General features: G+C 44.1%; 26 protein-coding genes and 1 tRNA gene. 13 read left to right on the forward strand and 14 right to left on the reverse strand.

All coding sequences use genetic code 11. The annotated features are described in order from the left end of the window. The first annotated feature begins 6 nt into the window (after window positions 1-6). Window positions 7-771 carry an MBL fold metallo-hydrolase gene (locus QEP06_RS00915; protein ID WP_285268673.1) on the forward strand — a complete coding sequence of 255 codons (765 nt, stop codon included), beginning with the start codon at window positions 7-9 and terminating at the stop codon, window positions 769-771. 20 nt (window positions 772-791) lie between these two features. Here QEP06_RS00915 and QEP06_RS00920 read toward each other — a convergent pair whose 3' ends face one another. Continuing rightward, entirely contained in the window at window positions 792-926 is a 135-nt protein-coding gene (locus tag QEP06_RS00920) for a hypothetical protein (RefSeq protein WP_285268674.1), read from the reverse strand. A 454-nt stretch (window positions 927-1,380) separates the two neighbouring features. Here QEP06_RS00920 and QEP06_RS00925 point away from each other — a divergent pair. The 4 genes from QEP06_RS00925 to QEP06_RS00940 all read left to right on the forward strand — a co-directional run bounded on the left by QEP06_RS00925 (window position 1,381) and on the right by QEP06_RS00940 (window position 4,317). Further along, window positions 1,381-1,462, forward strand: a tRNA-Leu gene (locus tag QEP06_RS00925). A gap of 387 nt (window positions 1,463-1,849) precedes the next feature. Beyond that, the gene (locus QEP06_RS00930; protein WP_251833527.1) at window positions 1,850-2,383 is read left to right on the forward strand and encodes a YceI family protein; all 534 of its coding nucleotides are present in this window, start codon (window positions 1,850-1,852) and stop codon (window positions 2,381-2,383) included. A 30-nt stretch (window positions 2,384-2,413) separates the two neighbouring features. Further along, on the forward strand, window positions 2,414-3,754 hold the full coding sequence (locus QEP06_RS00935) for a hypothetical protein (RefSeq protein ID WP_285268675.1): 1,341 nt from the start codon (window positions 2,414-2,416) through the stop codon (window positions 3,752-3,754). A gap of 56 nt (window positions 3,755-3,810) precedes the next feature. Further along, a complete protein-coding gene (locus tag QEP06_RS00940) occupies window positions 3,811-4,317 on the forward strand; it encodes a YceI family protein (protein WP_285268676.1) in 507 nt (168 codons plus the stop codon). Between the two features lie 240 nt (window positions 4,318-4,557). On the opposite strand, the gene queG is transcribed toward QEP06_RS00940, so the two are convergent. Continuing rightward, entirely contained in the window at window positions 4,558-5,499 is a 942-nt protein-coding gene (queG, locus tag QEP06_RS00945; protein WP_285268677.1) for a tRNA epoxyqueuosine(34) reductase QueG, read from the reverse strand. 108 nt (window positions 5,500-5,607) lie between these two features. Here queG and QEP06_RS00950 point away from each other — a divergent pair, with 108 nt between their 5' ends. The 4 genes from QEP06_RS00950 (at window position 5,608) to QEP06_RS00965 (ending at window position 8,544) form a co-directional block, all read left to right on the forward strand. Further along, window positions 5,608-5,895 (forward strand): rhodanese-like domain-containing protein, encoded by a 288-nt coding sequence (locus tag QEP06_RS00950; RefSeq protein ID WP_285268678.1) that lies wholly within the window; start codon window positions 5,608-5,610, stop codon window positions 5,893-5,895. A gap of 192 nt (window positions 5,896-6,087) precedes the next feature. Next, window positions 6,088-6,651 (forward strand): hypothetical protein, encoded by a 564-nt coding sequence (locus QEP06_RS00955; protein WP_285268679.1) that lies wholly within the window; start codon window positions 6,088-6,090, stop codon window positions 6,649-6,651. A 110-nt stretch (window positions 6,652-6,761) separates the two neighbouring features. Next, window positions 6,762-7,811, forward strand: a complete 1,050-nt coding sequence (locus QEP06_RS00960; RefSeq protein ID WP_285268680.1) for a glucokinase — start codon at window positions 6,762-6,764, stop codon at window positions 7,809-7,811. An 82-nt stretch (window positions 7,812-7,893) separates the two neighbouring features. Then, window positions 7,894-8,544, forward strand: coding sequence for an alpha/beta hydrolase (locus tag QEP06_RS00965; protein ID WP_285268681.1), 651 nt, complete (start codon window positions 7,894-7,896; stop codon window positions 8,542-8,544). 26 nt (window positions 8,545-8,570) lie between these two features. On the opposite strand, the gene QEP06_RS00970 is transcribed toward QEP06_RS00965, so the two are convergent. Beyond that, window positions 8,571-10,250 carry an ABC1 kinase family protein gene (locus tag QEP06_RS00970; protein WP_285268682.1) on the reverse strand — a complete coding sequence of 560 codons (1,680 nt, stop codon included), beginning with the start codon at window positions 10,248-10,250 and terminating at the stop codon, window positions 8,571-8,573. A 110-nt stretch (window positions 10,251-10,360) separates the two neighbouring features. Here QEP06_RS00970 and QEP06_RS00975 point away from each other — a divergent pair, with 110 nt between their 5' ends. Beyond that, window positions 10,361-11,779, forward strand: a complete 1,419-nt coding sequence (locus QEP06_RS00975) for an L-serine ammonia-lyase (protein ID WP_285268683.1) — start codon at window positions 10,361-10,363, stop codon at window positions 11,777-11,779. 15 nt (window positions 11,780-11,794) lie between these two features. On the opposite strand, the gene QEP06_RS00980 is transcribed toward QEP06_RS00975, so the two are convergent. The 5 genes from QEP06_RS00980 to QEP06_RS01000 all read right to left on the reverse strand — a co-directional run bounded on the left by QEP06_RS00980 (window position 11,795) and on the right by QEP06_RS01000 (window position 15,728). Beyond that, window positions 11,795-12,640, reverse strand: a complete 846-nt coding sequence (locus tag QEP06_RS00980; protein ID WP_285268684.1) for a prephenate dehydrogenase — start codon at window positions 12,638-12,640, stop codon at window positions 11,795-11,797. Window positions 12,641-12,659: 19 nt separating this feature from the next. After that, a complete protein-coding gene (locus tag QEP06_RS00985; RefSeq protein ID WP_285268685.1) occupies window positions 12,660-13,031 on the reverse strand; it encodes a hypothetical protein in 372 nt (123 codons plus the stop codon). After that, window positions 13,032-14,225, reverse strand: a complete 1,194-nt coding sequence (locus tag QEP06_RS00990) for an alanine dehydrogenase (protein WP_285268686.1) — start codon at window positions 14,223-14,225, stop codon at window positions 13,032-13,034. Between the two features lie 94 nt (window positions 14,226-14,319). Further along, a complete protein-coding gene (tsaE, locus tag QEP06_RS00995) occupies window positions 14,320-14,727 on the reverse strand; it encodes a tRNA (adenosine(37)-N6)-threonylcarbamoyltransferase complex ATPase subunit type 1 TsaE (protein WP_285269362.1) in 408 nt (135 codons plus the stop codon). Between the two features lie 5 nt (window positions 14,728-14,732). Further along, entirely contained in the window at window positions 14,733-15,728 is a 996-nt protein-coding gene (locus QEP06_RS01000; RefSeq protein WP_425256185.1) for an isoaspartyl peptidase/L-asparaginase family protein, read from the reverse strand. A 286-nt stretch (window positions 15,729-16,014) separates the two neighbouring features. Here QEP06_RS01000 and dnaG point away from each other — a divergent pair, with 286 nt between their 5' ends. Together dnaG and clpP are read left to right on the forward strand one after the other, a co-directional pair. Continuing rightward, window positions 16,015-17,937: a DNA primase gene (gene dnaG, locus QEP06_RS01005; protein ID WP_285268688.1), complete on the forward strand. Its 1,923-nt coding sequence runs from the start codon at window positions 16,015-16,017 to the stop codon at window positions 17,935-17,937. 77 nt (window positions 17,938-18,014) lie between these two features. Further along, window positions 18,015-18,698, forward strand: a complete 684-nt coding sequence (gene clpP, locus QEP06_RS01010; protein WP_251833512.1) for an ATP-dependent Clp endopeptidase proteolytic subunit ClpP — start codon at window positions 18,015-18,017, stop codon at window positions 18,696-18,698. A 95-nt stretch (window positions 18,699-18,793) separates the two neighbouring features. On the opposite strand, the gene tpiA is transcribed toward clpP, so the two are convergent. The 5 genes from tpiA to QEP06_RS01035 all read right to left on the reverse strand — a co-directional run bounded on the left by tpiA (window position 18,794) and on the right by QEP06_RS01035 (window position 23,861). Further along, the gene (gene tpiA / locus QEP06_RS01015) at window positions 18,794-19,552 is read right to left on the reverse strand and encodes a triose-phosphate isomerase (protein ID WP_285268689.1); all 759 of its coding nucleotides are present in this window, start codon (window positions 19,550-19,552) and stop codon (window positions 18,794-18,796) included. A 30-nt stretch (window positions 19,553-19,582) separates the two neighbouring features. Continuing rightward, entirely contained in the window at window positions 19,583-21,709 is a 2,127-nt protein-coding gene (locus tag QEP06_RS01020) for a S9 family peptidase (protein WP_285268690.1), read from the reverse strand. 31 nt (window positions 21,710-21,740) lie between these two features. Further along, a complete protein-coding gene (locus tag QEP06_RS01025) occupies window positions 21,741-22,091 on the reverse strand; it encodes a tellurite resistance TerB family protein (protein ID WP_251833509.1) in 351 nt (116 codons plus the stop codon). A 108-nt stretch (window positions 22,092-22,199) separates the two neighbouring features. Next, window positions 22,200-23,285 carry a BT_3928 family protein gene (locus tag QEP06_RS01030; protein WP_285268691.1) on the reverse strand — a complete coding sequence of 362 codons (1,086 nt, stop codon included), beginning with the start codon at window positions 23,283-23,285 and terminating at the stop codon, window positions 22,200-22,202. Window positions 23,286-23,291: 6 nt separating this feature from the next. Continuing rightward, the gene (locus QEP06_RS01035) at window positions 23,292-23,861 is read right to left on the reverse strand and encodes a DUF1599 domain-containing protein (protein ID WP_285268692.1); all 570 of its coding nucleotides are present in this window, start codon (window positions 23,859-23,861) and stop codon (window positions 23,292-23,294) included. A 94-nt stretch (window positions 23,862-23,955) separates the two neighbouring features. On the opposite strand from QEP06_RS01035, the gene folP reads away from it, so the two are divergent. Continuing rightward, window positions 23,956-24,813 (forward strand): dihydropteroate synthase, encoded by an 858-nt coding sequence (gene folP / locus QEP06_RS01040; RefSeq protein ID WP_285268693.1) that lies wholly within the window; start codon window positions 23,956-23,958, stop codon window positions 24,811-24,813. Here the strand turns inward: folP and QEP06_RS01045 are convergent. Then, on the reverse strand, window positions 24,806-25,042 hold the full coding sequence (locus tag QEP06_RS01045) for a hypothetical protein (protein WP_285268694.1): 237 nt from the start codon (window positions 25,040-25,042) through the stop codon (window positions 24,806-24,808). The two genes, folP and QEP06_RS01045, sit on opposite strands and share 8 nt — an antisense overlap. Window positions 25,043-25,045 lie beyond the last annotated feature (3 nt).

A 25,045-nucleotide genomic window follows, 5' to 3' on the forward strand; every position in this document is an offset into this window, starting at 1 on the left:
AAAAAAATGAAGTTGAAATTTCTGGGCAGCGGTACCTCGCAGGGAGTGCCCGTTATTGGTTGCCACTGCGAAGTCTGCACGTCCGGAGACCCCCGCGATTCCCGTACACGTTCCTCTGTTCTCGTGACTACAGACCAAAACAAAAAAATCCTCATCGATTGCGGTCCTGATTTCCGCTTTCAGATGCTGCAAAACAATGAAGACCATATCGATGCGGTGCTGTTGACACACGAGCACAATGACCATGTGATTGGTTTGGATGATTTGAGACCGCTGATTTTTAAAAATCATGGTGATATGTCGCTCTACTGCATGTCACGCGTAGGAGAGGAGGTGAAAAGCCGTTTTTCATATGCCTTTGCTGCCGAAATATATCCGGGCGCGCCTTCTTTCCAGTTGAATGAAATCAATGGTGATTTTACGCTCTTCGATGCGGCGGTGACACCGGTTTCGGTAATGCACTACAGGCTGCCAATTTTGGGTTTTAAATTTAAAAGACTCGCGTATATTACAGACGCGAGCCAAATTCCGGCACATGAAATTTCTAAACTTCAAAACCTGGATTATCTGATCCTCAACTGCATCCGAAAAGAAGTTGAGCATCCGGCACACTTTATTTTGCCGCAGATTCTCGACCTGTACGCGCAACTCAAGCCTAAACAGATGTATCTGACCCATCTGTCACATCATATGGGATTATATGAGGTCACCGAAGCGGAACTTCCGGCGGGCCTGCACCTGGCTTATGATGGACTTGAACTGGAATTTTAGGTTTGACAGTAGCTGAAACTCTAGCAGTAGGTTACTGAAAGCGTAGAAGCATCTTCTACTTTGACATTATCCACATTTATTCCTCTTGCCCGGTTTGAGGTGCCTTCAAAAGCAATCTGATAGTTATCCGACTTATTCGGTAGCGGAATAGTCACATCTGTCCAGCTGCTGTGTTCTGTAGTGTAAGTGCTTACGATCGGTGTCTAGGCATCTGCCTGATCCACTGTATAATAGATTCGCAGTTCATCCACATCACCAAACCAGTTCACATTTGCGAAACTGAATTAAAGCTCCGGCAAAAAGAGCCACTTCAAGACCGCAAGTTCTGGCTAACGAAATGTATGGGAACCAATGGTGTTTGCAGGGGGGAAACCGGTTTGGTCAGAACTTCGGTATTGTTATGATAAAAGTAATACATGTTTTATTTTCAATATTAAATTTGGGACGAAATGCAGAATCTGTGGACGAACGAGGCTTTTATATAGTACTGTTGTTTCTTCGCCGCATATAACGGACCTACAACCCTGTTTTATGGGGGCTCTGATACTTTTGGAAAAAATATTTTTGAGGAATTCAAAAAAAATCTATATTTGCACACCAATTTACGGAGCCCAGTTGGCGGAATTGGTAGACGCGCTAGACTCAAACTCTAGTACCGCAAGGTGTGCCGGTTCGATTCCGGCACTGGGTACAAAACCTCAGCTTCTTCAGAAGTTGGGGTTTTTTGTTTCCTGCATCTTATACTCCTGCATTTCTTTGCAGACTCTTAATAATATACCCTTATTTTTTAAAATTTGTCATCAAAACATATGATTTCCGTCAATGTTTAAACGGTAAAGCGTCCGATCTTTTTTTAATTCTTCATCTTGACAAACATTATTTTAGTATTAATTCAAAACACTTGTTTTAAAATTAATAAAATGGTAAATAAATAATGAATGTTTTGTTATTAATTGAATTTAAATTGCAAATAAGATATATATCATACGGTTATTTTGCTTAAATATTAGCAGATAATTAAAATACCATTTACCTTTGTCTTATCAAAAAGCAAGAAAAAATATTAAAATTAGATACAATGAAAAATTTAGCAAACTTCAAGATTCTCGTGTTGGCATTCGGACTTTTCTCTGGCCTTGTTGCCGGTCAAAAAATCAGCAGCAAGAACGTGAAAACAACCGTAACCGGAACCTCTACTATGCACGACTGGACGATGACTTCAAACACCGGTACTTTCAGCGCGAATGTTTCAGGGAACACCCTTACAGACATTACCTATACTTTAGGAGCCAAAACCCTAAAATCTGGCAAAGGTGCAATGGACAACAATGCGTACAAAGCGATGGAAGCCGATAAATATCCGAACATCACCTTCACCGCCACATCAGTAAACGTAGGAAAAGGAACGATCACCGGAAAACTGAAAGTGACCAACGTAACAAAAACCGTAAGCTTCCCGGTGACAGTAGCGAAAAGCGGAAACGGATACACCATCACCGGTACAGAGACCATCAAGATGAGTGACTACGGGGTGACACCTCCTTCATTCATGATGAACACGGTAAAAACCGGAAACGATATCAAAATTACAGTGAACGTAAGTGCAAATTAAACAGAGAGAAATCAATTAAAATTTAAAATTATGAAAACGATGTTAATGAGAGCTTCAATGCTTGCAGTAATCTTCTCAGGAGCCGGCCTCTTACAGGCCCAGGACACCACCTCAATAATGCGCGACTATTTAGCGCCTGAAAAAGCTTCCCGAAATGTTTTTGAAGATCCAAAAGTAGCTTCTCCGGAATATGATGGTGTGAAAGTGTCTGTAGGTGGTGATTTTGCACTGCAGTTCCAGGCAATCGACCATGAAACCAAAGCGCCTTCGCTCGGCGTGGTTACCGGCAGTAATCCTGCAACGCCAAACACATTGGTAGTGATGGGTTCAGATTTTAACCTTCCTACCGCTAACTTAGACGTGAATGCTTACCTCGCAAAAGGTTTGAAAATGCATCTAAGAACCTATCTATCTGCACGTCACCACAACGAAGCGTGGGTAAAAGGCGGTTATATTCAGGTAGATGACCTTGATTTCATCTCAGAAGGTTTTGCCTCAAACATCATGAAGCACGCGAGAGTGAAAGTAGGTATGGATGAGATCAACTACGGTGATGCGCACTTCAGAAGAACAGATAATGCGGAAGCGATCAACAACCCATTCGTAGGCAATTACATCATGGACAGTTTTACTACTGAAGCTTTTGGTGAGGTTTACGGCTTCTTTAATAACTTTTCAGCAATGCTTGGGGTTTCAAACGGTAAACTGAACCAAACACCAGTGAAAGGTACAAACTACAATTCACCGTCCGTATATGCAAAACTGGGTTGGGACAAGCAGATCAATGAAGACCTTAGAGTAAGACTGACGGGATCTTTCATCCAGACCAACGGTTTGTCTACAGGTGGTAACCTTTACAGCGCGGACAGAGCGGGTTCAAGATACTATTATGTACTGCTTACCCAGAATGATGCGATGGGAACATCAAACTATGCTACCGGCCGTTTCAACCCTGGTTTCAAAAAAGTGAAAGCGGTGATGGTGAACCCATTCGTGAAATACAACGGACTTGAGTTCTTCGGATTGTACGAGCATGTATCCGGCAACAAAGCAGCAGGACTTACAGAAAGACCTACAGACGGAGATTACACCCAACTTGGAGCAGAATTGCTATACAGATTCGGTAACAAAGAACAGTTTTACTTCGGTGGCAGATACAACACCGTGAACGGTAAAGATGACGAAGTTTCTGACGAAAGAAAAATTGAAAGATTCAACCTTGGCGGTGGCTGGTTCATGACGAAAAACGTACTTGCAAAAGTAGAATACGTATCTCAAAACTATAATGACAGTGCCGTGTGGGGAGCAACCAGTGCACTTCGTGGCGGTAAATTCAACGGTCTTATGCTTGAAGCGACCATCGGTTTCTAATTTTTAATATTTTTTTGGAAGGGGTTTTCACGAACCCCTTTTTTTATCTTAGTGTCATGAAAAATTACAGATTAATCCTCCTGTTCCTCCTGCTTCCGCTGGCTGCCATCGCGCAGAAGAACAATGTGGTGATCAATGGCTGGACCAATATCGGAACATTTAAGTGCGCGAATGATAATTTCCAAAACTCCCGTTCGGTCTACTCATTCAGTGGAAACGCATTGCCAAACATTGTACTGAAAGTGGTGGATTTCGATTGCCGCAACAAAGTGATGACCGCCGATTTCCGCAAAACCCTGAACGCACAGGCTTACCCGACGCTAACCATCAGATTCCTTCATTTCGAAAAAGTCCGCACAAACTTTTTTGCTGCGACGGTGGAAGTGAAGATGATGAACGTGAGCAGAAAGTATAATATCGAGTTCAGTGAGGCAGACGGTAGTTTGGTTGGAAATAAGCGACTTAAGTTTTCAGATTTCAATATCGTTCCTCCAAAGAAGATGGGCGGGATGGTGTACGTAAAGAATGAGATCGACCTGTTTTTCAGCCTGGCACTGCGCTAGTTTTTTTTAAATTGTATACAGCATATCAAATTAAGTTTTTCATTATAATTGAGTGTTGACGGTGGGCTTCCGGTTTCGGAAGTCCATTTTTTATGGAATTTATGATGCGCGTACGGAGGTTGTATGCTGATTATTCTTAATTTTAGAAATAAACAGACCGTATATGCAACAAAAATCTAGAGAGAAAAGTAAACTGAAAGTCCGCGTGAAAGTTGCACCTAAACGTACCCAGGGAAAACGCTAAAGTTTTTTTCCGTTTAAAATGAAGTCGATATTACGTTTGAGTCCCGCGAATTTGGTCCTTTTCACCGGCGATTTCCGGAAGATTTCTGAAAAAATTTCCTGTGAAAGTTCGCGCCAGTCACCTGTGTTGTGACTTAAAATTTCATCCTTAGCACGGAATTTCGGTTGGTTGTGCGGTGACGCAAACCGGTTCCACGGGCAGACATCCTGGCAGATATCGCAGCCAAACATCCAGTCCGCCATCTTTCCGCGGAAACTTTCGGGGATCTCATTTTTAAGTTCAATAGTGGCATAGGAAATACATTTGCTGCCATCCACTATTCTGTCGCTTATGATGGCGTCGGTAGGGCAGGCATCGATGCATCTGCGGCAGCTTCCGCAGTGGTCGGTGGTCGCAAAATCGCTTTCAAGTTCAAGGTCGCAGATTATTTCGGCCAGAAAATAAAACGAACCGTGCTGTTTCGTAAGCAGATTCGCGTTTTTGCCTACCCAGCCGATGCCCGATTTCCGTGCCCAGCTTCGTTCGAGGATAGGAGCCGAGTCAGTGAACACGCGGCAGTCGAAATCACCGATCTCTTCTTGAAGCTCAGCGACCATTTCACGCAGGATTTCTTTGATCACTTCGTGATAATCTTCTCCGTAGGCGTATTTCGAAATCTTCAGTTCCGAAAATTTTCCCGCATCGATCTCTGGATAATAATTGTAGGAAAGTGAAATTACAGATTTTGAACCTTCCACGAGTAGGGTAGGATCAAGTCTTTTATCGAAATGATTTTCCATATAAGACATTTCGCCATGATGCCCGTTTTGGAGCCACGTTTCAAATGGCGTGACATCTTCTTCAAGAAAGCCCGCTTTCGAAATGCCACAGCTTTGAAAACCGAATTTTTTGGCTTTCGTTTTTATGATTTCTGCGTATTTCCGGGCGTTTGCATTCATTTTAATGGTGCAAAATTAATCTTATTTATTAACTTTGTTACTGTGGCTTCAGGTTTTTAAAACTTGAATTCTATTCTTAAATAATTCATCCAACTTAAACAATTTACTATGTCATTAGCTGAAGTACTGCAAACCGGAAACTACCATCTGATCGATGTTCGCGAACCTATGGAACTGGAGATGGACGGCCATATCGAAGCAGCCCAAAACATCCCGCTCGGCGAACTCGAGCAGCGTAAACAGGAAGTCCTGAACCTAAGCGGAACCAAGATTTTCTTCTGCCGAAGCGGGAACAGAAGCGGAAAAGCCGTGGATTATTTCAAGTCTGAAGGCATGACCGATGTGTACAACGGCGGCGGCTATGCGGATATGAAAGAATTACTTGAAAAAATGTAATTCAAAGTCTGCCAAACCCATAAACTGCATTTATGTCACATCTAAATCTAAATGATTGTTTAACTTTTTTATGTTCGTAAGTTATTGGTTTACAATAATCTAATGGATTAAATTTAAATTTGCCCCTCCTGCCTCATCGGATTTGGCACGATTTTGCCAAGTATGCAGGGTGTAAAACAAAAATTAAAAGTTATGAAATCAATGAAGAAAACAATCCTTGCATTAGGATTAATGACGGCAGGTTTAGTAAGTGCTCAAAGTGCAGATATGCGCAACATGCTGAAGGTAGGTGTAAACGGCGGTATCGCTGTTCCTGCTGAGAACGCAGGCGGAAACCTTGGTTTGGATCTTTCATACCAGAATCTTGTGACCCCTGGTTTCGGTTTAGGTATCGCAACAGGTTACAGCCACTTTTTCGGAAGAGAAAATGATGGGATCGATAACAACGATTTTGGAGTAATCCCTGTAGCAGCTTTGATCCGTGTATATCCAAAACAGACCGGTTTCTATCTGGGAACTGACTTGGGTTACGGTTTCATCGTAGGTGATGACCAAGTGGCTTCAAACAGTACAGTAGCAAGACCTGACGGCGGTTTCTACATCAAACCTGAAATCGGTTACCACAACCAGGACTGGAACTTTGCACTGCAATACCAAAAAACCTTCACAGGGGATAAAGGCGAGATTGGCAGCCAAAGTTACAATGCTGGTGCCATCGGAGTGGGCGTAGGCTACAACATTCCGCTAGGCAAATAAGACCTTAAAAATTTCTTTAAACCTTCTTAAACTGACCATTTAAGAAGGTTTTTTATTTTTCACGCTATTTTTCAAAACTATTATTATCTTTGGTTTCTAACATTAAAAAGATGGACTCTAATAATAAATTCAAGCTGTATCTACCCGCCATTGCGGATGAAAGCAACAACAATATTTCGCTCATCGCGGCGGACGTCCGTGGTGAGATCACATGTTTTGCGCATTACACCACTGAAAATCAAAATCTGGTGCTACGCGCCGAAAAAGAGTACAGGACAGGTGAATTCTCTTCATTTGCAGCCATTGCAGAACGGTTCATCGGTGAGTTTTCGCTTTCCGGTATTACTAAACTGGCCGTAGCGGTGCCCGGACCCGTGATTTCCCGCACATCCGCGCCGCAAAGGCTTTCATTTGCGCTGAATGCCGATGAAATAAGTCGGCAGCTGAACATTCCAAGCGTGTACCTGATAAATGACCTTGAAGCTTCTGCGTATGGTCTTGGAAATGATGACGAGCAGTGTTTCCATACGATTCACCACACGCAGAACATGGTGCCGGGAAATATCGCCGTGCTCGCACCGGGCGCAGGCCTGGGTGAAGCCGGACTTTTTTGGGACGGGCAATACATGCGCCCTTTCGCCACGGAGGGTGGACATTGTGAATTCTCGCCGCGCACCAGTGATGAGGTTGAATTTTACCAGTTTCTGCACAAAATCTATGGCATCGTAACCTGGGAATCGGTGTTGTCGCACGACGGTCTTTTTAATATTTACCGTTTCCTGCGCGATGTGAAACAGCAAAAACAGCCGGATTGGCTCACGAAAGAGATCGAAGCCGGAAATTTCTCCAAAGCCATCATCGAAGGCGCGCTGCAAAGCCGGGACCGCATCTGCAATATGACCATTGATACATTCATGATATTTTTGGCGCGCGAAGCCAACAGTTTGGTTTTGAAACTGAAAGCTACGGGCGGACTGTTTATCAGCGGAGATATTCCGGTGATGCTGCAAACGTACCTGAACAAAGAAAAGTTTTACAGAAACTTTATCGTAAGTGATAAGATGGACGACCTTCTTCGTGATGTGCCGATCTATCTTGTGAAAGATCAGAAAACCATCATCCAGGGTGCGGCGCTCTATGCTGCGTTTTCTGGAGAGTAGCGGTCTGCAAGCATTGTATTTAACTGAAAAAAGAGCCGTCGTGCTCTTTTTTCTTTTTTAAATTTTAGCTAATTTTAGTTTGATGAAATTATACGTGGTAAGCGGACTCGGCGCCGATTTTAAAGTTCTTGACAAACTTAAATTTCCCGAAAACCTCGAACTGATTTTTCTTGATTGGCTCATACCGGTTCGTAACGAAAGTTTTCAGGATTATATAACCAGGATGGCCGACCGCGTGGATGCCACCAAACCGTTTTGCTTGCTTGGATATTCTTTTGGTGGCATTGTGGTGCAGGAAATCAACAAACTGAAACCTGCGCGGAAAACGGTCATATTGGCGAGCATAAAATCACATCACGAAAAATCCCGCTTTATAAAATTGGGGGAGCGCACGGGTTTGCCGAAATATTTACCCGAAAGGATTTTCACCACGAAATCCGCTTTAGCGTACTCGTTCGTAAGGAAGTTTTTTGATCCCCAAAATCCGCGGCTGATGCAGTATTTCAATGTCCGTGAACCCTATTATCTGAAATGGTGCATTGAAAAAATTTCAGGCTGGAAATTTGAGGAATGCCCGGACGTCGTACAGATCATGGGTGACCGTGATATCGTATTCCCCATTAAATATTCGAAACCCGACTACATCATTAAAAACGGAACCCATCTTTTTCCGGCCACAAAACCGCACGAAACCTCTGAGATTCTCGCCAAAGTTTTTGGGGAAACGGCTTGAAATAAATATTTAAATAATCTTCAAATTCATCTTCTTTTATTTGATTTAAGTTCTTCATCGTTAAGAATCATCTTTAAAACCAGCCAAATACCAAAAAGTGCCGCTGCTGAAAAGAAAATCATAGCCAAACCCGGATATCCCAGAATCACGAATGTTGTTGGAACACGCATGAGCAACGCCGCCCCGATGATGAGTGCCGCAATCACCAGTCCGATTGAAATACGGTTGGCTACTTTTTGAAATCCATCGGTGAGCCTTTTTTCGTCGATCGCATCGATCTTGATTTCGAACTCATTGTTTGCGAGTCTTTCGGTAATGGTATTAAGGCGTTCGGGCAGTTTTTCTGCGAGTTTCTTGGTCTCAATAAGCTGTGAAAGAAAATTCTCGGGTTTAAGGTCCTGCAGCATTTTTTTCTGCATCATTTTCTCCACATTTTCTTCGATGGATTTTTGCAGGTCATATTCGGGCGCGAGCACGGCCACAATCTGGTCGAGTTGCATGAGAATTTTTCCGAAAATGTTGAGTTCCACCGCCAGTTTTATTCCGTGTTCAGCGGCCACACGGTTCATCTGGATGAGGAGCGGCGCCGTTTTAAGGTTACCGGCCGATTTATTTTCGGCCTCCAGCACAAGGCGGTTAATTTCCTTCTGAAATTTCTGTACATCGGTTTCCTTTCCGTATTCGCTCATTTGAAGTAAAGCATTGGCGGTTTCCACACCATTGTATCGACTGATCGCGATAATGAGCTTCAGGATATCATCGCGCATTTCGAGACCGAATTTTGCCACCATACCGAGATCCATCAGCGCAATTCTGCCATCCTGTGTGAGATGGATATTGCCCGGATGCGGATCCGCGTGCGCAAATCCATCGATGATAATTTGCTTCATATAAGCTTCCACGAGCTCATCTACCAGAGTACTGTAATCATTTTCTGTCCTGCTGAGCGGTGAAACCGACGTGATTTTCTGGCCTTTCACAAACTCCATAGTTAAGATTTTGGAGGTGGAGTAGCCATCGACCGGTTGCGGAACAAAGATCTTCCTGAAATTTTGCAGATTATTCGCGAGCACGCGCAGGTTTTCTGCCTCCTTCACGTAATCGAGTTCATTAAGTAGGATGAATCTGAACTCGTCGAGGATTTCATCCACCGCATATTTTTTAGCGGCATCATTGTGTTTCACCGCAAAATCAGTCATTTCTTTCAGTGTATCGAGGTCTTCAAGGAACTTTTTCCGGATTCCGGGCCGCTGGATCTTTACCGCGACCATCTTGCCGGAGCGGAGCGTTGCCTGATGAACCTGCCCGATAGAAGCACTTGCGAGCGGCTCAGTATCAAAACTTTCAAAAGCCTTGGAGATTCGCTGTCCGGTTTCTTCTTCAACGATTTCCTGCACCATGCTGTATGGGATGTTTTCTACGTCGTCCTGCAGCGTTTCAAGTGCCTGCAGATAATTTGGCGGTAAAAGGTCGGGCCGCGTACTGAGTAACTGTCCCAGCTTTACGTAGGTAGGCCCCATCTTTTTAAGGTCTTCCACCAATTCTTGGGGACCGTGGTAATCGTCCGTTTCCCCATTTGATTCCGTTTCCGCCTCTATATTCAGCGCATTTTCACTCGCGCCGCGCAAGACATCGCTGTTCCAGTATTTGTATATGAATTTGATGAATTTCGAATAATTATTGAACTTTTCCTGTACGGTAGACATGTTTTTTTGATTTTGCCAAGACTGATTACAAAAAGCGTGCATTCCGCAACACAGATTACGGCAACACACTTAATTTCGCTAAATTTGTAAAGCTAAAGGTTCAGTACATTATGGAGTCAATCAGTGTTTTTGAAATTATAAAAGTGGGCATTGGCCCGTCGAGTTCGCACACGATGGGACCCTGGAATGCGGCCTCAAATTTTCTGCAGCGTGTTCAGGATAGGCAACCAATAAGCAAAGTAAAGGAAGTTTACGTTGAATTTTTCGGTTCGCTGGCAAAGACAGGTGTCGGCCATGGCACGGATATCGCGGGCATGCTTGGGCTTTCAGGCGAAGACTTTAAGCTGATTGATACCTCTAGGATCGATGAAAAAATTGCACAAATCAAGAACTCGGGACAACTCAATCTGGGTGGCCGCCATGTGATTCCATTTATCTACGGCGAACATTTAATTTTAAATAAACAGAAATCACTCGAATTCCATCCAAACGGAATGATATTCCGGGCGGTCTTTAACGAAGGCCAGGAGTTTGAGCAGGATTATTACTCCGTGGGCGGCGGTTTTATCGCTACAAAGGAAGAAAGCTCTTACGAAAAACATTGCGTAAGGACTTTATATCCATGTCACCACGGTCGTGATGTCATCGCAAATATTCAAAAGTTAGGTCTGACCAAGATTTCTGATCTGATTTATCTGAATGAAGAAAGCTGGCGCAGCCGTGAAGAAACCGATGCCGAAGCGCTGTACATCTGGCAACAGATCAAAGAATGTATCTATAAAGGAGTCCATAAAGAAGGCATTCTGCCCGGTGGCCTGAATGTATCACGCCGCGCTGCGGGACTCAACCGCAAACTTTTAGGAGAAAAAATCTACCGTAACATTGATGAGTGGTTCCAGTTGGTCGTGGAAACCGAGGAAACTTTTACCAATATCAACAAATGGGTTTCGTGTTTCGCGCTGGCCGTGAATGAGGAGAACGCGAGTTTCGGAAGGATCATTACAGCGCCTACGAATGGCGCCAGCGGGGTAATACCGGCGGTGCTGATGTATGCACAGGCTTTCACAGAATTTACTTCCAATGATGACATCATTCGCTTCCTTTTGGTTGCTGGTGAAATCGGGACCCTGTTCAAGAAAAACGCCACGATCTCTGCCGCCATGGGCGGTTGCCAGGCAGAGGTGGGTGTATCAAGTGCGATGGCCGCTGCCGGACTGACCGAAATAATGGGTGGAACACCCGGACAGGTCTTGATGGCCGCAGAAATCGCGATGGAACATCACTTGGGAATGACATGTGACCCCATTGCCGGACTGGTACAGATTCCTTGTATTGAGCGCAACTCAATGGGTGCGATCAAGGCAATCACTGCCGCGAATATCGCAATAGAATCTGATCCTGCGAAAGCGCGCGTAACTTTGGACGAGGTGATACAATCAATGTGGGAAACGGCGCAGAGTATGAGCGACCGCTTTAAGGAAACGTCTGAAGGCGGTCTCGCAATAGCCGTGAATGTTGCTGAATGCTAAGCTAGTAGCTGTATCCTATTTCTGAAGGATGCTGCGTATCTTGTTTGCATTTGAAATCAGGTCTGCAAGCACTTCAAAATCTTTATTTTCAAGGGCTTCTTTGAATTTATTCAGCTGCGAAATATGTTCATTCAAGACATCGAGCACGTTTTCGCGATTCTGTTTGAAGATCGGAACCCACATTTCGGGATGCGACTTGGCGAGTCTTACGGTACTTGAAAAACCGGTGCTGGCGAGCTGAAAAATGGTTTCCTCTTCCTGTTCCTTTTCAAGTACGGTATTGGCAAGCGCGTATGACGTGATATGCGAAATGTGCGAAATATAAGCAGTGTGCAAATCGTGATCTGCTGCGCTCATATAAATCAGATGCATCCCAAGTGATTCAGCTACATTTTCAACTGTTTTTAATGCGTCTTCCGCCGAATTTTCGCGGTCGCAGATCACTGCAGCACGACCTGAAAAACTGTCGTAAACCGCCGCTTCCGGTCCGGAATTCTCCGTTCCCCACATCGGGTGGAATGCGACAAATCTGCTTCTCTTCGGATGATCTTTAATGCTTTCTACGATGCCGGCTTTGGTGGATCCCGCATCCATCACGGTTTGATGAGGTTTTATTAAATCTAAAACTGTGGAGATAAGTGCTTTGGCAGCATCGACGGGAATCGCGAGAATGATTAAATCTGAATTTTCCACCGCGTTTTCTAATGTAGAAATCTCATCGATAATCGCAAGTTCTTTAGCCGTTCTCAGATGCGCATTATTCATGTCAATGCCTAAAATGTAGGTGGCAGAGCCTCCGGCTTTAAGTTTTAAAGCCATCGAACCGCCTATCAGGCCGACACCAATCACCGCAATTTTCATTTAAATCTGAATATGAAATCTAACGAATCTTCTTTAAACGCTGGTAAGTGGTTTCCGCGCTGCATTTCTCAAATGTGATCTCAAACCTTGGGTTTTTCTTTGGGTAATACAGAATGTAACTCGGGCAGGGTTGTTTCTGCGCCTGGCTCTTATCAAAATCGATGTTACCTTCCGTCATAATGCTGTCTTTCAGAAATGTTTCATCGACATTGTTTTCAGCCATCGCTTCCGAAAAATCTGCGCTGTAGACGGGTTTTTTCGACAGTGATTCTGCGATAACGCGCGAGTTTGGCAGATATCCGCTGCAGCTTGCGCCTTTTTTGTTCAGGATAAAAAATACGAGTAACAGACCGGGTATCATACCGATCATGAAAAACTTCAGTTTTCTCATTTAGAAGATTAGAAGGTTGATATCGTGATAATTAAGATTGAAACGGTCGCAAATCAACTTCTTTGTGTGACGGCCTTTGTACATGTAAAGTGACTGCTTGATTTCGTTCTTGCGCACCAGCATGTTTTCGAAACCGCCCTCTTCATCATAGTTTAACAGGTAGCTAAGGAAAAAATTAGAGATCGCTTTGGTCGTTGTGCGCGGCATTTTTGACGTAAGATTCGGAAGTCCGCAATGAATGACACCGTGCTTGATAATAAAAGGATTTTCCATGTCGGTGAGCTCCGAAGTTTCAATCACTTTACCGTTGTCAATGGTCACATCAATGATCACGCTGCCTTTCTTCATCTGTGCGACCATTTCTTCCGTGATGATAGGTGACAGACTGATTTTAGACAGCGCTCCAATCACCACATCAGCACGTCTAAGGCTTTTTGCAAGTTCCTTGGGATCAATTATGGATGTAGGAACGCGGCCGTCGACCATCATGTGCAGGCGGCGAAGTTTCGAAAGTGAATTGTCGAAAACTTTTACGCTTGCACCCAGTCCCAATGCGGCTTTCGTAGCAAATTCGCCTACGATTCCGGCACCGATGATGACGACTTCAGTAGGCCGCACACCGGTGATTCCACCCAGCATAAGTCCATTCGAAAGGGCGAGGAGTTCGGCAGCATAAAGAATCGAAATGTTGCCCGCAATCTCACCGATCAGCCTTACCAATGAAAGTTGTTTGTATTCATCCACGATGAACTCAAACGCGATCGCGTTCACTTTCTTTTCCGCGAGTTGCTTGAAATAATCTCTGTCGCGCAGATTGATCTGTAATGCAGAAATAAGGTACGCACCGTTTTTAAGGTAGTCGATTTCTTCCGAAGTCGGCGGATTGATCTTTAAAACCAGATCCTGCGAGAATGCTTCCTTAGCGTCCGGCGAGATCCGTGCTCCCGCTTCAGAATATTGCAAATCCGTGAAAAAAGATCCTTCACCTGCGCCGGTTTCGACCACAATCTCATGTCCGCTTTGTACCAAAACCTGCACTGCGTCGGGCGTGATGCATGTTCGGCGCTCATTGAGGCAGGTCTCTTTTGGGATCCCGATTCCGAACTGTTTACCTTTTTTTACAACTTCCAGTTTTTCTTCGTGCGGCATAAGTTCCTGCTCCGAAAATGGCGTGAAAACGTGTGTACTGCTCATATCTTAATTGTTGCAAATGCAATTTTTAATGCTTTGATTTATCTTTAAATGCAACGCTGCAAATATACGATGATATTTCGGTACCGTATTGCTGCTAAAGGAATGTAATATGCCGTGCATCATCCTCCGTGCCGATCTGCATCTCGTGATGAGGCGCTGCCTGAAGCTCTTCCTCAAAAATTTCAGGCCATTCTATGATGCACAGGTAAGCGCTGTCAAGATATTCTTCGATGCCGATGTCGTACACTTCACCAATATTCTTCATGCGGTACAGGTCAAAATGATAAACCAAACCTTTTGGTGTTGCATATTCGTTCACGATGGCGTATGTAGGTGAGGAAACCTCGTCGGTACTGCCCAGATTTTTAAGCAAAACTTTCGTAAAAGTTGTTTTTCCGGCACCGAGATTTCCTTTTAGCAAAAGCACAGGATGTTTCAGCTGTGGCAAAATCTGGTCCACCACATCCTGCCACTGCTCCAGCTTATCAATTTTAAAATTCATCATGATTATTTATAAATCTGTACATCTATTTCACCTTTTTCAGTCACCGTTCCGCGGTACATGCCAGCGGTATTGAAAGGCATGGCTACATGGCCGTCTCTATCGAGCGCAATAAGGCCGCCGTCGCCGCCCATTGCACCGATTTCATCGATTACCTCCCGTGCGGAAGATTTAATGTCCTTATTTTGGTATTCCATTTTGGCGGCGACAGTTCGTGCGGCGGTAGCGCGGATGAAATATTCGCCCCAGCCGGTTGCGGAGATTCCGACTTGCGCATTGGCAAAGGTTCCGGCGCCGATGATGGGTGTGTCTCCGATGCGGTTCCATTTTTTGTTGGTCATGCCGCCAGTAGAAGTGCCGGCTGCCAAATCTCCGTTTTTATCCAATGCCACGGCGCCAACAGTTCCGAACTTTTGGTCAATTTCAAAGGCGTTTTTTGTATTGTTTTTTGAAGTTTTGTCTGACTTTTCCTTCTGTCGGGCCCGTTGCAGACCATCCCAGCGCTCTTTGGTCCAAAAATAAGAAGGCAGCACAATGTCAAGACCTTTTTCCCGCGCAAATTCTTCGGCACCGCGCCCGATCAGAATCACATGCTGCGACTTCTGCATCACCGCGATAGCCGCTTTTATCGGATTTTTAATGGTGTGAACACCGGCAACCGCGCCTGCCGATTTATCTTTGCCGAACATGATTGCTGCGTCCATTTCATTTTTGCCATCATGAGTGAAAACCGAACCTTTTCCGGCGTTAAACAGCGGCGAATCTTCAAGGATTACAATGCTTGCAGCCACCGCCTCCACGGCAGATTTTCCGTTTTGGATCTCATTGTAGCCGGTTTGCAAAGCTTCCGTCAGCTTTTGGCGGTACGCCGCTTCTTTTTCGGGTGTCATGGATTCGCGTGTGATGGTGCCGGCGCCGCCATGAATCACCATTACGTATTTTGTCTGCGCAAAAAGGAGTGCAGAAACGGGAAACAATAGTAGTAGCGCGAGTTTTCTCATGTGAAAGATTTCGTCAAAATTAGCGAAAATTTCGGGGCGCGAGCGCAGCGAGCGCCGATGAGTGCTTTTGTCACGCAGCCATGTCTGACTTTGACTGCGCGGAACCGTCTTTCCCGAAGCTTCTGCGTAAGGGATCGCAGCGGAAAGCCCACAGCCGCGGCGAGGACTTGCAGCGAAGAGCCCGACCCGGGCGGCTGCAGAATACCGCGCCTCAATTGTAAGCGCTGGCAAGGGATACGCCCAAATATTTGTAACTTTTAGTAAACAAATTCGCTATTTTTACCGGATGATTTCTAAAGCCACCATCGATAAAATATTTTCTACAATCCGCGTGGAGGAAATCATAGGCGAATACGTACAGCTGAAGCGCGCCGGCTCAAATTTCAAAGGGCTAAGCCCCTTCCACGACGAGAAAACGCCCAGTTTCGTAGTTTCACCAAGCAAACAGATCTGGAAGGACTTTTCCAGCGGAAAAGGTGGAACTGCCATTTCCTTTCTGATGGAAATTGAAAGTTTCACCTATCCGGAAGCGCTGCGACATGCCGCCAAGAAATATGGAATTGAGATTGAGGAAGACAAGCGCGAGCTTACGGTAGAGGAAAAACAGTCGCAGACGGATAAGGAACTGCTTTACAAGATTCACGAGATTGCCAACGGTTTTTTTCAGGAGCAGCTGCAAACGGAGGAGGGCAGGGCGATTGGGTATTCTTATTTCAAAGAGCGTGAGCTGCGCGACGACATCATTTCTAAATTTCAGTTGGGATACGCGCCCGAAAAAAAGGATGCGTTCACCGAATTCGCTATTGAAAAAGGCTATTCTAAAGAAATTCTGGAGAAATCAGGCCTTTCAATCTTTCCCGAAAATGCTCCCAACGGTATCGACCGCTTCCGCGACCGCGTAATTTTTCCTATTGACAGTTTTTCAGGCCGCGTGCTTGGTTTTGGCGGCAGAATTTTGCGGAATAACGTGAAAACCGCGAAGTACCTGAATTCTCCCGAAACCGAAATTTATCACAAATCACAGGTTCTTTACGGCCTCAACCAAAGCAAGCAGGCGATTTCAAAAAACAACCTCTGCCTTTTGGTGGAAGGCTATATGGACGTGATCGCGCTTCATCAGGCGGGGATTGAGCATGTGGTTTCAAGTTCGGGAACCGCGCTTACGGTAGAGCAGATTAAGCTTATCAAACGTCTGACCGAGAATGTGACAATATTGTTTGACGGTGATACGGCCGGAATTAAAGCCAGTTTCCGTAGCATAGACATGCTGCTCTCGGAGGCGATGAACATCAGGATTTTGCTGTTCCCGGATGGCGATGATCCCGATTCTTTCGCAAGGAAACATCCGCAGGAATATGTAGAAAATTTCATTAAGACCGAAGCGACAGATTTCATCGACTTTAAGGCTGAAATCTTACTGAAAGAAGCGACAAACGACCCAATAAGAAAGGCGGAAGCCATCCGCGATATTGTAAAGTCGGTTGCATTCGTTCAGAATGCGCTGAAGCAGGAGGTTTATTTAAAGGAAGTCGCAACAAAATTCGGACTTTCGGAACAATCGCTGTTCAACGAACTCGATGTTCAGAAACAGGTCAAGAAACAGCAGGTTACGCCGCAGCAAAGACAGGAACAGCAAGCCGCACCAAAGTTGGAAAAAGTTCCGGAACCGGAAGTTACCATCAATCCTTTACTCGTTTTGGAGGAAAAGATGGTAGAACTGATGCTGAAATATGGCGATATCGTGCTGAACCGCAAAGATGACGAGCAGAATGAATATCAGATTACGGTAATCGAGGAAATAATCGGCCATCTGGAGGAAGATAACTGCGAGATCCAGTCCGAACTCAATAAAAAAATCATCGACGAGATAAAACTTGGTATTGCTGAAAACGAACTGCGTTCGGGCAACTTTTTCATGACATTACTCGACGAAAATATTTCGGGTAAAGTTGCGGACGCGCTCGTAGAGCCTTATGAAACCAGTGACTGGGGCAAATATCAGATCTTTTTCAGTTCAGAAGAAGAAGTGCTGCCGAAGCTCGTTCAGGATGTGATTTTCCGTCATAAAAGAGAGTACATTCTGAAAATCATTAATGACCTAAAGAACGCGCTGTCAGCCGACGAAGACAATATGGAGACGTATAAGAAAATCATTACGCTGACGCATCTGCGCAAAGAACTCGATGAAAAACTCTTCCGGATTTTGTGACAGTTTGTCGGTGTTTTATTTTGGAATGCCGTTTGTGTACTTTGGTTAGCTAAAATTTAAGTAAAAAACATATAAAAATGGATATAAAAAAGGATTTCAGAGATTTCTCTGTGAAGCATTTAGGTAACAGCGGTCTTGCGACCGATCAATATATGGGAATGTACGGCCCAACCAACCTTACGCCTTACATTATGGAAGAACGCCGTCTGAACGTAGCTCAAATGGACGTTTTCTCCCGTCTGATGATGGACCGAATCATCTTCCTCGGAACCGGTATCGACGATCAGGTAGCGAATATTGTGACTGCGCAGCTTCTGTTTCTCGAAAGTTCCGACGCTTCCAAGGATATTCAGATCTACATCAATTCCCCTGGAGGCAGCGTTTATGCAGGTTTGGGGATTTATGACACCATGCAGATCATCAAACCCGATGTTTCCACGATTTGTACCGGAATGGCAGCATCAATGGGTGCGGTACTTCTGGTTGCAGGAGAAAAAGGAAAACGTTCGGCACTGAAACATTCACGCGTGATGATTCACCAGCCTTCCGGTGGCGCGCAGGGTGTGGCTTCGGATATGGAAATCAATCTGAGAGAAATGCTCAAACTTAAAAAGGAACTTTACGATATTATCTCAATTCACTCCGGACAGACTTACGAATGGGTTGAAAAAGCGTCTGACAGAGATTACTGGATGACTTCTTCTGAAGCGAAGGAATTCGGGATGGTGGATGAAGTTTTGGAAAGAAAAATCGGGAAATAACATCAATTCCAATCAAATAGAAACGCGCTGAATTTTCAGCGCGTTTCTATTTTATAATAAAAGGGACTTTCGACTTTTTACTTTTGACTTGATTATTAATTAAATCCTTCAATAATCTTACTGAAGTCATCGATCTTGAGTGCTGCACCGCCGATTAATCCGCCGTCAATATCGGGCTGCGAGAAGATTTCTTTGGCATTATCGGGCTTTACGGATCCACCATAAAGAATTGAAATCTCGTCCGCGATTTCTTTGCCATATTTGTTGGCGATCAGACTACGGATGTGCGCATGGATTTCCTGCGCCTGCTCCGGACTTGCGGTTTCACCGGTTCCGATGGCCCAAACCGGTTCGTAAGCGATCACAACTTTTTTGATTTCTTCTGCGGTAAGCGTAAATAAAGCCGTTTCGGTTTGGTTTTTTACCACTTCCAGATGCTGTCCGGATTTTCTCTGTTCTAAAGTTTCGCCGTTGCAATAAATTGGGATCAGACCTTTGTCCAATGCCAGTTTCACTTTCCGGTTGCAGTGAGAATCGGTCTCGCCGTGATACTGGCGTCTTTCAGAATGCCCGATGATTGCGCCTGTAGCCTCGATAGAATCGAGCATAGCTGCCGAAATTTCGCCAGTATACGCACCGCTTTCATGTTCGCTCATGTCCTGCGCGAAAACACCGATCTCGTCCTGTTCATAAAGATCCTTTGCCATCATGAGATAAAGCGAAGGTGGCGCGATCCAAACTTCACAGTTCGTACTGTTGTTTTTTTTGTATTCGAGTAACTGAAACATCAGCTGCTGCGCCTCGATTACGTTCTTATTCATCTTCCAGTTTCCGGCGACGATATTTTTTCTCATAGCGATTAATTATTTTTAAAGTCTTTAATTTTATTTTTTAATACCTTCAAGTTTGAGCAGAAAAGCATAAACCAACGCTACATCTTTCAGATAATCAAATCTCCCCGATGCGCCACCGTGTCCGAACGCCATGTCCGTTTTAAGCAAGATCACATTATTTCCTATTTTGATGTCGCGAAGTTTTGCGGCCCATTTTGCCGGCTCGAAATACTGAACCTGGGAATCGTGTAAACCTGTGGTTATTAGAAGATTCGGGTAATTCTTTTTGGTGATATTCTCATATGGAGAATACGATTTCATGTAGCGGTAAGCTGCTTCGGTATTCGGATTTCCCCATTCATCATATTCATTCGTGGTAAGCGGAATACTCTCATCAAGCATCGTATTCACCACATCCACAAACGGAACCTGCGCGATGATACCATTGAAAAGTTCAGGTTTCATGTTCATTACCGCGCCCATCAGAAGCCCGCCGGCGGAACCGCCCTGCGCGTACAAATGCTGCGGAGAGGTGAATTTCTCTTTCACTAAATATTCGCCCGCATCGATGAAATCGGTGAATGTGTTGATTTTCTTCATCATTTTTCCGTCTTCATACCACTGTCTTCCCATTTCCTGGCCACCGCGGATATGCGCGGTCACGAATGCAAAGCCCCGGTTCAGAAGGCTGAGCCGTGGTGAACTGAAGGTAGCTTCCATAGAATTTCCATATGATCCGTATCCGTAAAGTAACACCGGGTTTTTACCGTTTTTCACAAATCCTTTCTTATAAACTACCGAAAGCGGAATTTGAGTTCCGTCTTTCGCTGTCGCGAAAAGTCTTTCGGTTACGTATTGCGATTTGTCATAACCGCCCAAAACTTCCTGCTGCTTCAGCAATGTTCTAGCACCTGTACGCAGGTTTTGCTCGTACTGCGAACTCGGTGTAATCATCGAGGTATAGACAAACCTGAAATTATCGGTGTTATAATCAGGGTTTTCCATTGGACGAACAGTGTAGGTGGGTTCGTCAAATTTCAAAAAATCCTTTTTCTGCGTCTTTCGGTCGAGGATCGCAAGCTGGGATAAACCATTCTGCCTTTCATTAAAAACAAGGAAATTCCTGAATTCATCTATCCCTTCCACCAAAACATCCGGCCGGTGCGGCAGCACTTCCTTCCAGTTTTGAAGCCCGGTTTTATCCAAAGGCGTTTCCATCACTTTAAAGTTGAGCGCGTCCTTATTGGTTAAGATCAGGAACTTTTCTTCCAGCGGATACACATCGTAAAGCACGTCCTTCATTCGTGGCTGAAACACTGAGAAAGCTGCGTTAGGCTGGTCCGTCGGCAAATACCGGATTTCACTGCTTGTCGTGGCCGCGGAATAGATGAAAATATATTTCTGGTTCTTCGATTTAGCTACGCCAAGATAATTGCTCTTGTCTTTTTCTTCGTAGACCACCACATCCTTAGCCGGATCTGTACCTAATGTATGGCGCTTGATTTTTTCCGAAAGAAGCGTCACATCATTCTTTGCCGTGTAAAAAAGCGTTTTGTTATCAGCTGCCCAGATCGCGTCACCTTCTGTATTCTTAATTCCTAAATCAGTGATTTTCCCGGTACGTAAATCTTTAAGGTAAATCCGATACTGACGGCGCGAAACATCATCCACACCAAAGGTCATCATCGTATTATCAGGCGAAACATTGAAGTGTGCAGCCGCAAAATATGGTTTTCCTTCTGCCATCTGGTCCACGTCGAGCAAGACTTCTTCAGGCGCAGAAAGACTACCTTTTTTTCTGCAATACTTGAAATACTGCTTTCCTCTTTCGGTTCGCGAATAATAATAGTAGCCGTTCTTGTAAACCGGCACGCTTTCGTCCTTTTCCTTAATCCGCGCTTTCATTTCGTTAAAAAGCTCGGTCTGCAGCGGTTTTGTGTCGGCCATCATGGTTTCCACATACGCGTTCTCAGCCGTAAGATAATCTACAACTTTGGTGGAATCTTTTCCTTTTTTGAAGTAATCGATCATCCAGTAATAGGGATCCGCAACTTTGTCGCCATGGATATCGCGTACATGATTTTGCTTTTCGGCAACCGGTGGTTTGGTATCAGGCCAGTTTTGTGCGTTCATCAGACAGGTAAAAGTGAGAAGTGAAGCAGCGAGCGTTTTTTTCATCGGTGTGGTTTTTAGTTTTTTATTGAAAGCTTCAGTCGAGCTTCCAGATTTTTTTTAGCTGAAGATAGTAGTCGTGTTCCTTGTCAGTTACGTCTTCATCGGCTTTGATAAGTGATTTGGCAAACTCCGCGAAAGATTTTCTTTCCTCGTCGGTAGAATCATCATAGAAACACTGCGCATGAAACTCGAAATGCTCCTGCCATTTGTCCGGATGAAGTGTGGCGATGATGTCGAGTTCGTCATCAAGATCTACTTTGAACGGGAATTCTTCAGCAAGGAATTCCTGGAATTTCAAGCCTTCTTCAGGCGCAAATTCGCCGTCAACAGACGATAAAATCATTAGAATATGATAACCTGCGATTGATTTATTAGATTTTTGCATTGTTTTATTTTTTTTAAAATTGTTATAGTTCAAAATTGTTTTAAAGTTTCTTTGTCCAAAGTTTTAAAGCAGCCTAAAAGATGCGGTTTCTAGCTTATACTCTTATATTTACTGTGTCAGATAATCTTTCGCCGACATTTTATCTACGATTTTTCCGTTCTCTAAAATCACCACAAACGGATTGCTTCGTGCAATGGTCTTTATCGCAGTACCGTCCATCAGTGCGTTTTTGATTGTTTTAAAGGTGTTTGGATCCGTTGAAATTCCCAAAACATACGTGTTTTTTTGGCTTAAAAGATTATACTCCGTTTCCCTGATAAGCTGCGCATCTGCGTTTTTCGGATCGTAAGAAAAGACCAGAATTGCTTTTGGCGCGTTGATGATTTCGATGGTCAAATCAATCCCTTCCGACGTTTCAGGTTTGAATTTTGCAATCTCGGAACTGTAACCTTCCTTCACGATTTTTGATGAGGTTTTCCCATCCTCGATCTTCCACGGCGAGCCTTCTTCCCAATATTTTTTGTCGTTCACATATTCATCTTGGTTCACCTCGATGACTTCAGAAGTTTTCTGATTTTTCAGTGAATAGAAAGTCTTGTATTCAGAAGGATTTTTCTCGATCTTAATTTTTTCCTCTTTCAAATCGGTCCCGATTTTATAATCGCGGAAATCGATCAGCGGTTCATGTAGGATGCCGTGAATCGTAATCAGACCCATTGTGATAACCAGAACCGAGAACACGATATATTTGGCAGGCCTTTTTGGCTGTAAAAGCCCAAAAGAATTTCTGTACAGCAGCCACAACACGATAAGACCAAGCAGCAAAATAATGTCTTTAAAGAAACTTTGCCACGGCGTGAATTTGATGGCATCACCAAAACATCCGCAATCGGTCACTTTGTTGAAATATGCGGAATAAAACGTGAGGAAAGCGAAGAAAATGCACAAAGCGATCAGCGCCGCAAGTGAAAACCGCAGCCTGATTTTCAGCAACAGAAGAAAGCCCAAAACCAATTCGAGCGCCACCACCAAAATAGCGATTGGTAGCGCGATGCTTTCAAAAAAAGGCATGTTGAAGACCGTTGGCGAAAAATATTCTTCAAGTTTAAATGAAAAACCTACGACATCCACTGCCTTTACGAAACCGGAGGCAATGAAAATAAGTGCAACAGCAATCCGTAAAACTGATTTCATAATGGCTTAATTTTCAGAAGTTTTTACCGTTGGAAAACTTTTTTCACGCAGGCGGATCAGGCAGAAAGCTGCATAATTCAGCATATCAAAATAGTTCGCATCAATGCCTTCTGAAACCACCGTTTGTCCTGCGTTGTCTTCAATCTGCTTGGTTCTGAGCACTTTCTGATAAATTAAATCTGTGATTGATGAGATTCGCATTTCGCGCCAGGCTTCACCATAATCGTGGTTTTTTCGCAGCATCAACGCTTTGGCTTCACCCGCAAAATGGTCATAAAGATGTAGCATTTCTTCCCGGTCTTCACGATAATCATCCGCAACACCTTTTTCTAGCTGGATCAGGCCAATAATGGCATAATTGACAATCGCAATGAAATTTTCTTCCTCAGATTCGCCAACTTTTGAGGTGCCGGTGGTTTGAAATGTACGGAGACTTTTTACTTTGATGAAAATCTGGTCTGTGAGCGAAGGCGCGCGTAAAACGCGGAAGGATGGGCCGTAATCGGACAGCTTTTTGGTGAAAAGATCACGGCAAAGCGTGATGACATCGTCAAATTGTGCGGACGTTTTTTGCATAAAAATTCAAATCTTTCCAAAGATAAGGATTTTAAAACATGCCTAAAACCTTTGCTGCCCCTATTTATTATGCGCTTTTAGCTAATTTTGCGCTATGGATAAGGTTTTCAACGCGTTCGGTTCATCAGTATTTTCTATTAATTGCCGCGGAAGGTTAGTCCGTCTTGAGGTGCCAAAAATTATGGGCATCCTGAATATTACGCCCGATTCTTTTTCAGATGGAGGAAAATTTAATGATCACAATGACGCATTAAGACAGACTGAAAAAATGCTTCGTGATGGTGCCACCTTCATCGATATCGGCGCACAGTCTACGCGCCCAAAATCGCAATATCTTACGGCCGAAGAGGAAATAAATAGGCTCGGAAAACTGATTTCAACCATTAAAATAGAATTTCCGGAAACGCTGATTTCACTGGACACCTTCCATTCTGAAGTCGTCAGCTTTGGTTTTGATGAGGGAATTGATGTGGTGAATGATATTTCAGGCGGAATGTTTGATCCCAAAATGTTCGGAACTGTCGCAAAAATCGGCTTGCCCTACATTTTGATGCATGTGAACCCGACCTATGATGAAATGCACAGCCAAATGCTGCAAGGTGATCTTTTGGTTGAAATCAACCGCTATCTTTCTGAGAAGATTCTGGAATTGAGGAGTCTGGGCGTTAAAGACATCATCGTAGATCCGGGATTCGGTTTTGGTAAAACGGTAGAGCAGCAGCACGATTTGATCGATAGGGTGCAGCATATAAATTTTGGCCAAAACCCAATGCTGATTGGTATTTCCCGCAAATCATTCATCTACAAACCGCTGGGTAAGTTGCCGCATGACATCAATGAAGAAACACAGAAACTGCATCTGAAAGTCTTACAGAAAGGTGCAAAAATCCTTCGCGTTCACGATGTCGCTGCCGCCCAAAATACGCTCGCTGAATTTTTAGAATCTAATTAAGACCTGAAAGTTTAGCGGAATATTCCTTTGCGAACTGCGCGCGGTCTTCGTTGAGCTGTTCCAAAGTCTTAGGCAGCGTATAATTAAAAAGTACCTGGTCATGGTCATCCAGAAAGATCAGTTCTTTTACTTCACCGTCAATCATCTGCGCGAAAATTTCCCACATTGATGCATCTTTCATTTTTAAAAGCTCAAAAAACTGCTCTGCTTTAATCTGAATAGTTTTCATAAT

This window comes from Kaistella rhinocerotis, from assembly GCF_030243905.1.
In the GTDB taxonomy this organism is placed as follows: domain Bacteria; phylum Bacteroidota; class Bacteroidia; order Flavobacteriales; family Weeksellaceae; genus Kaistella; species Kaistella rhinocerotis.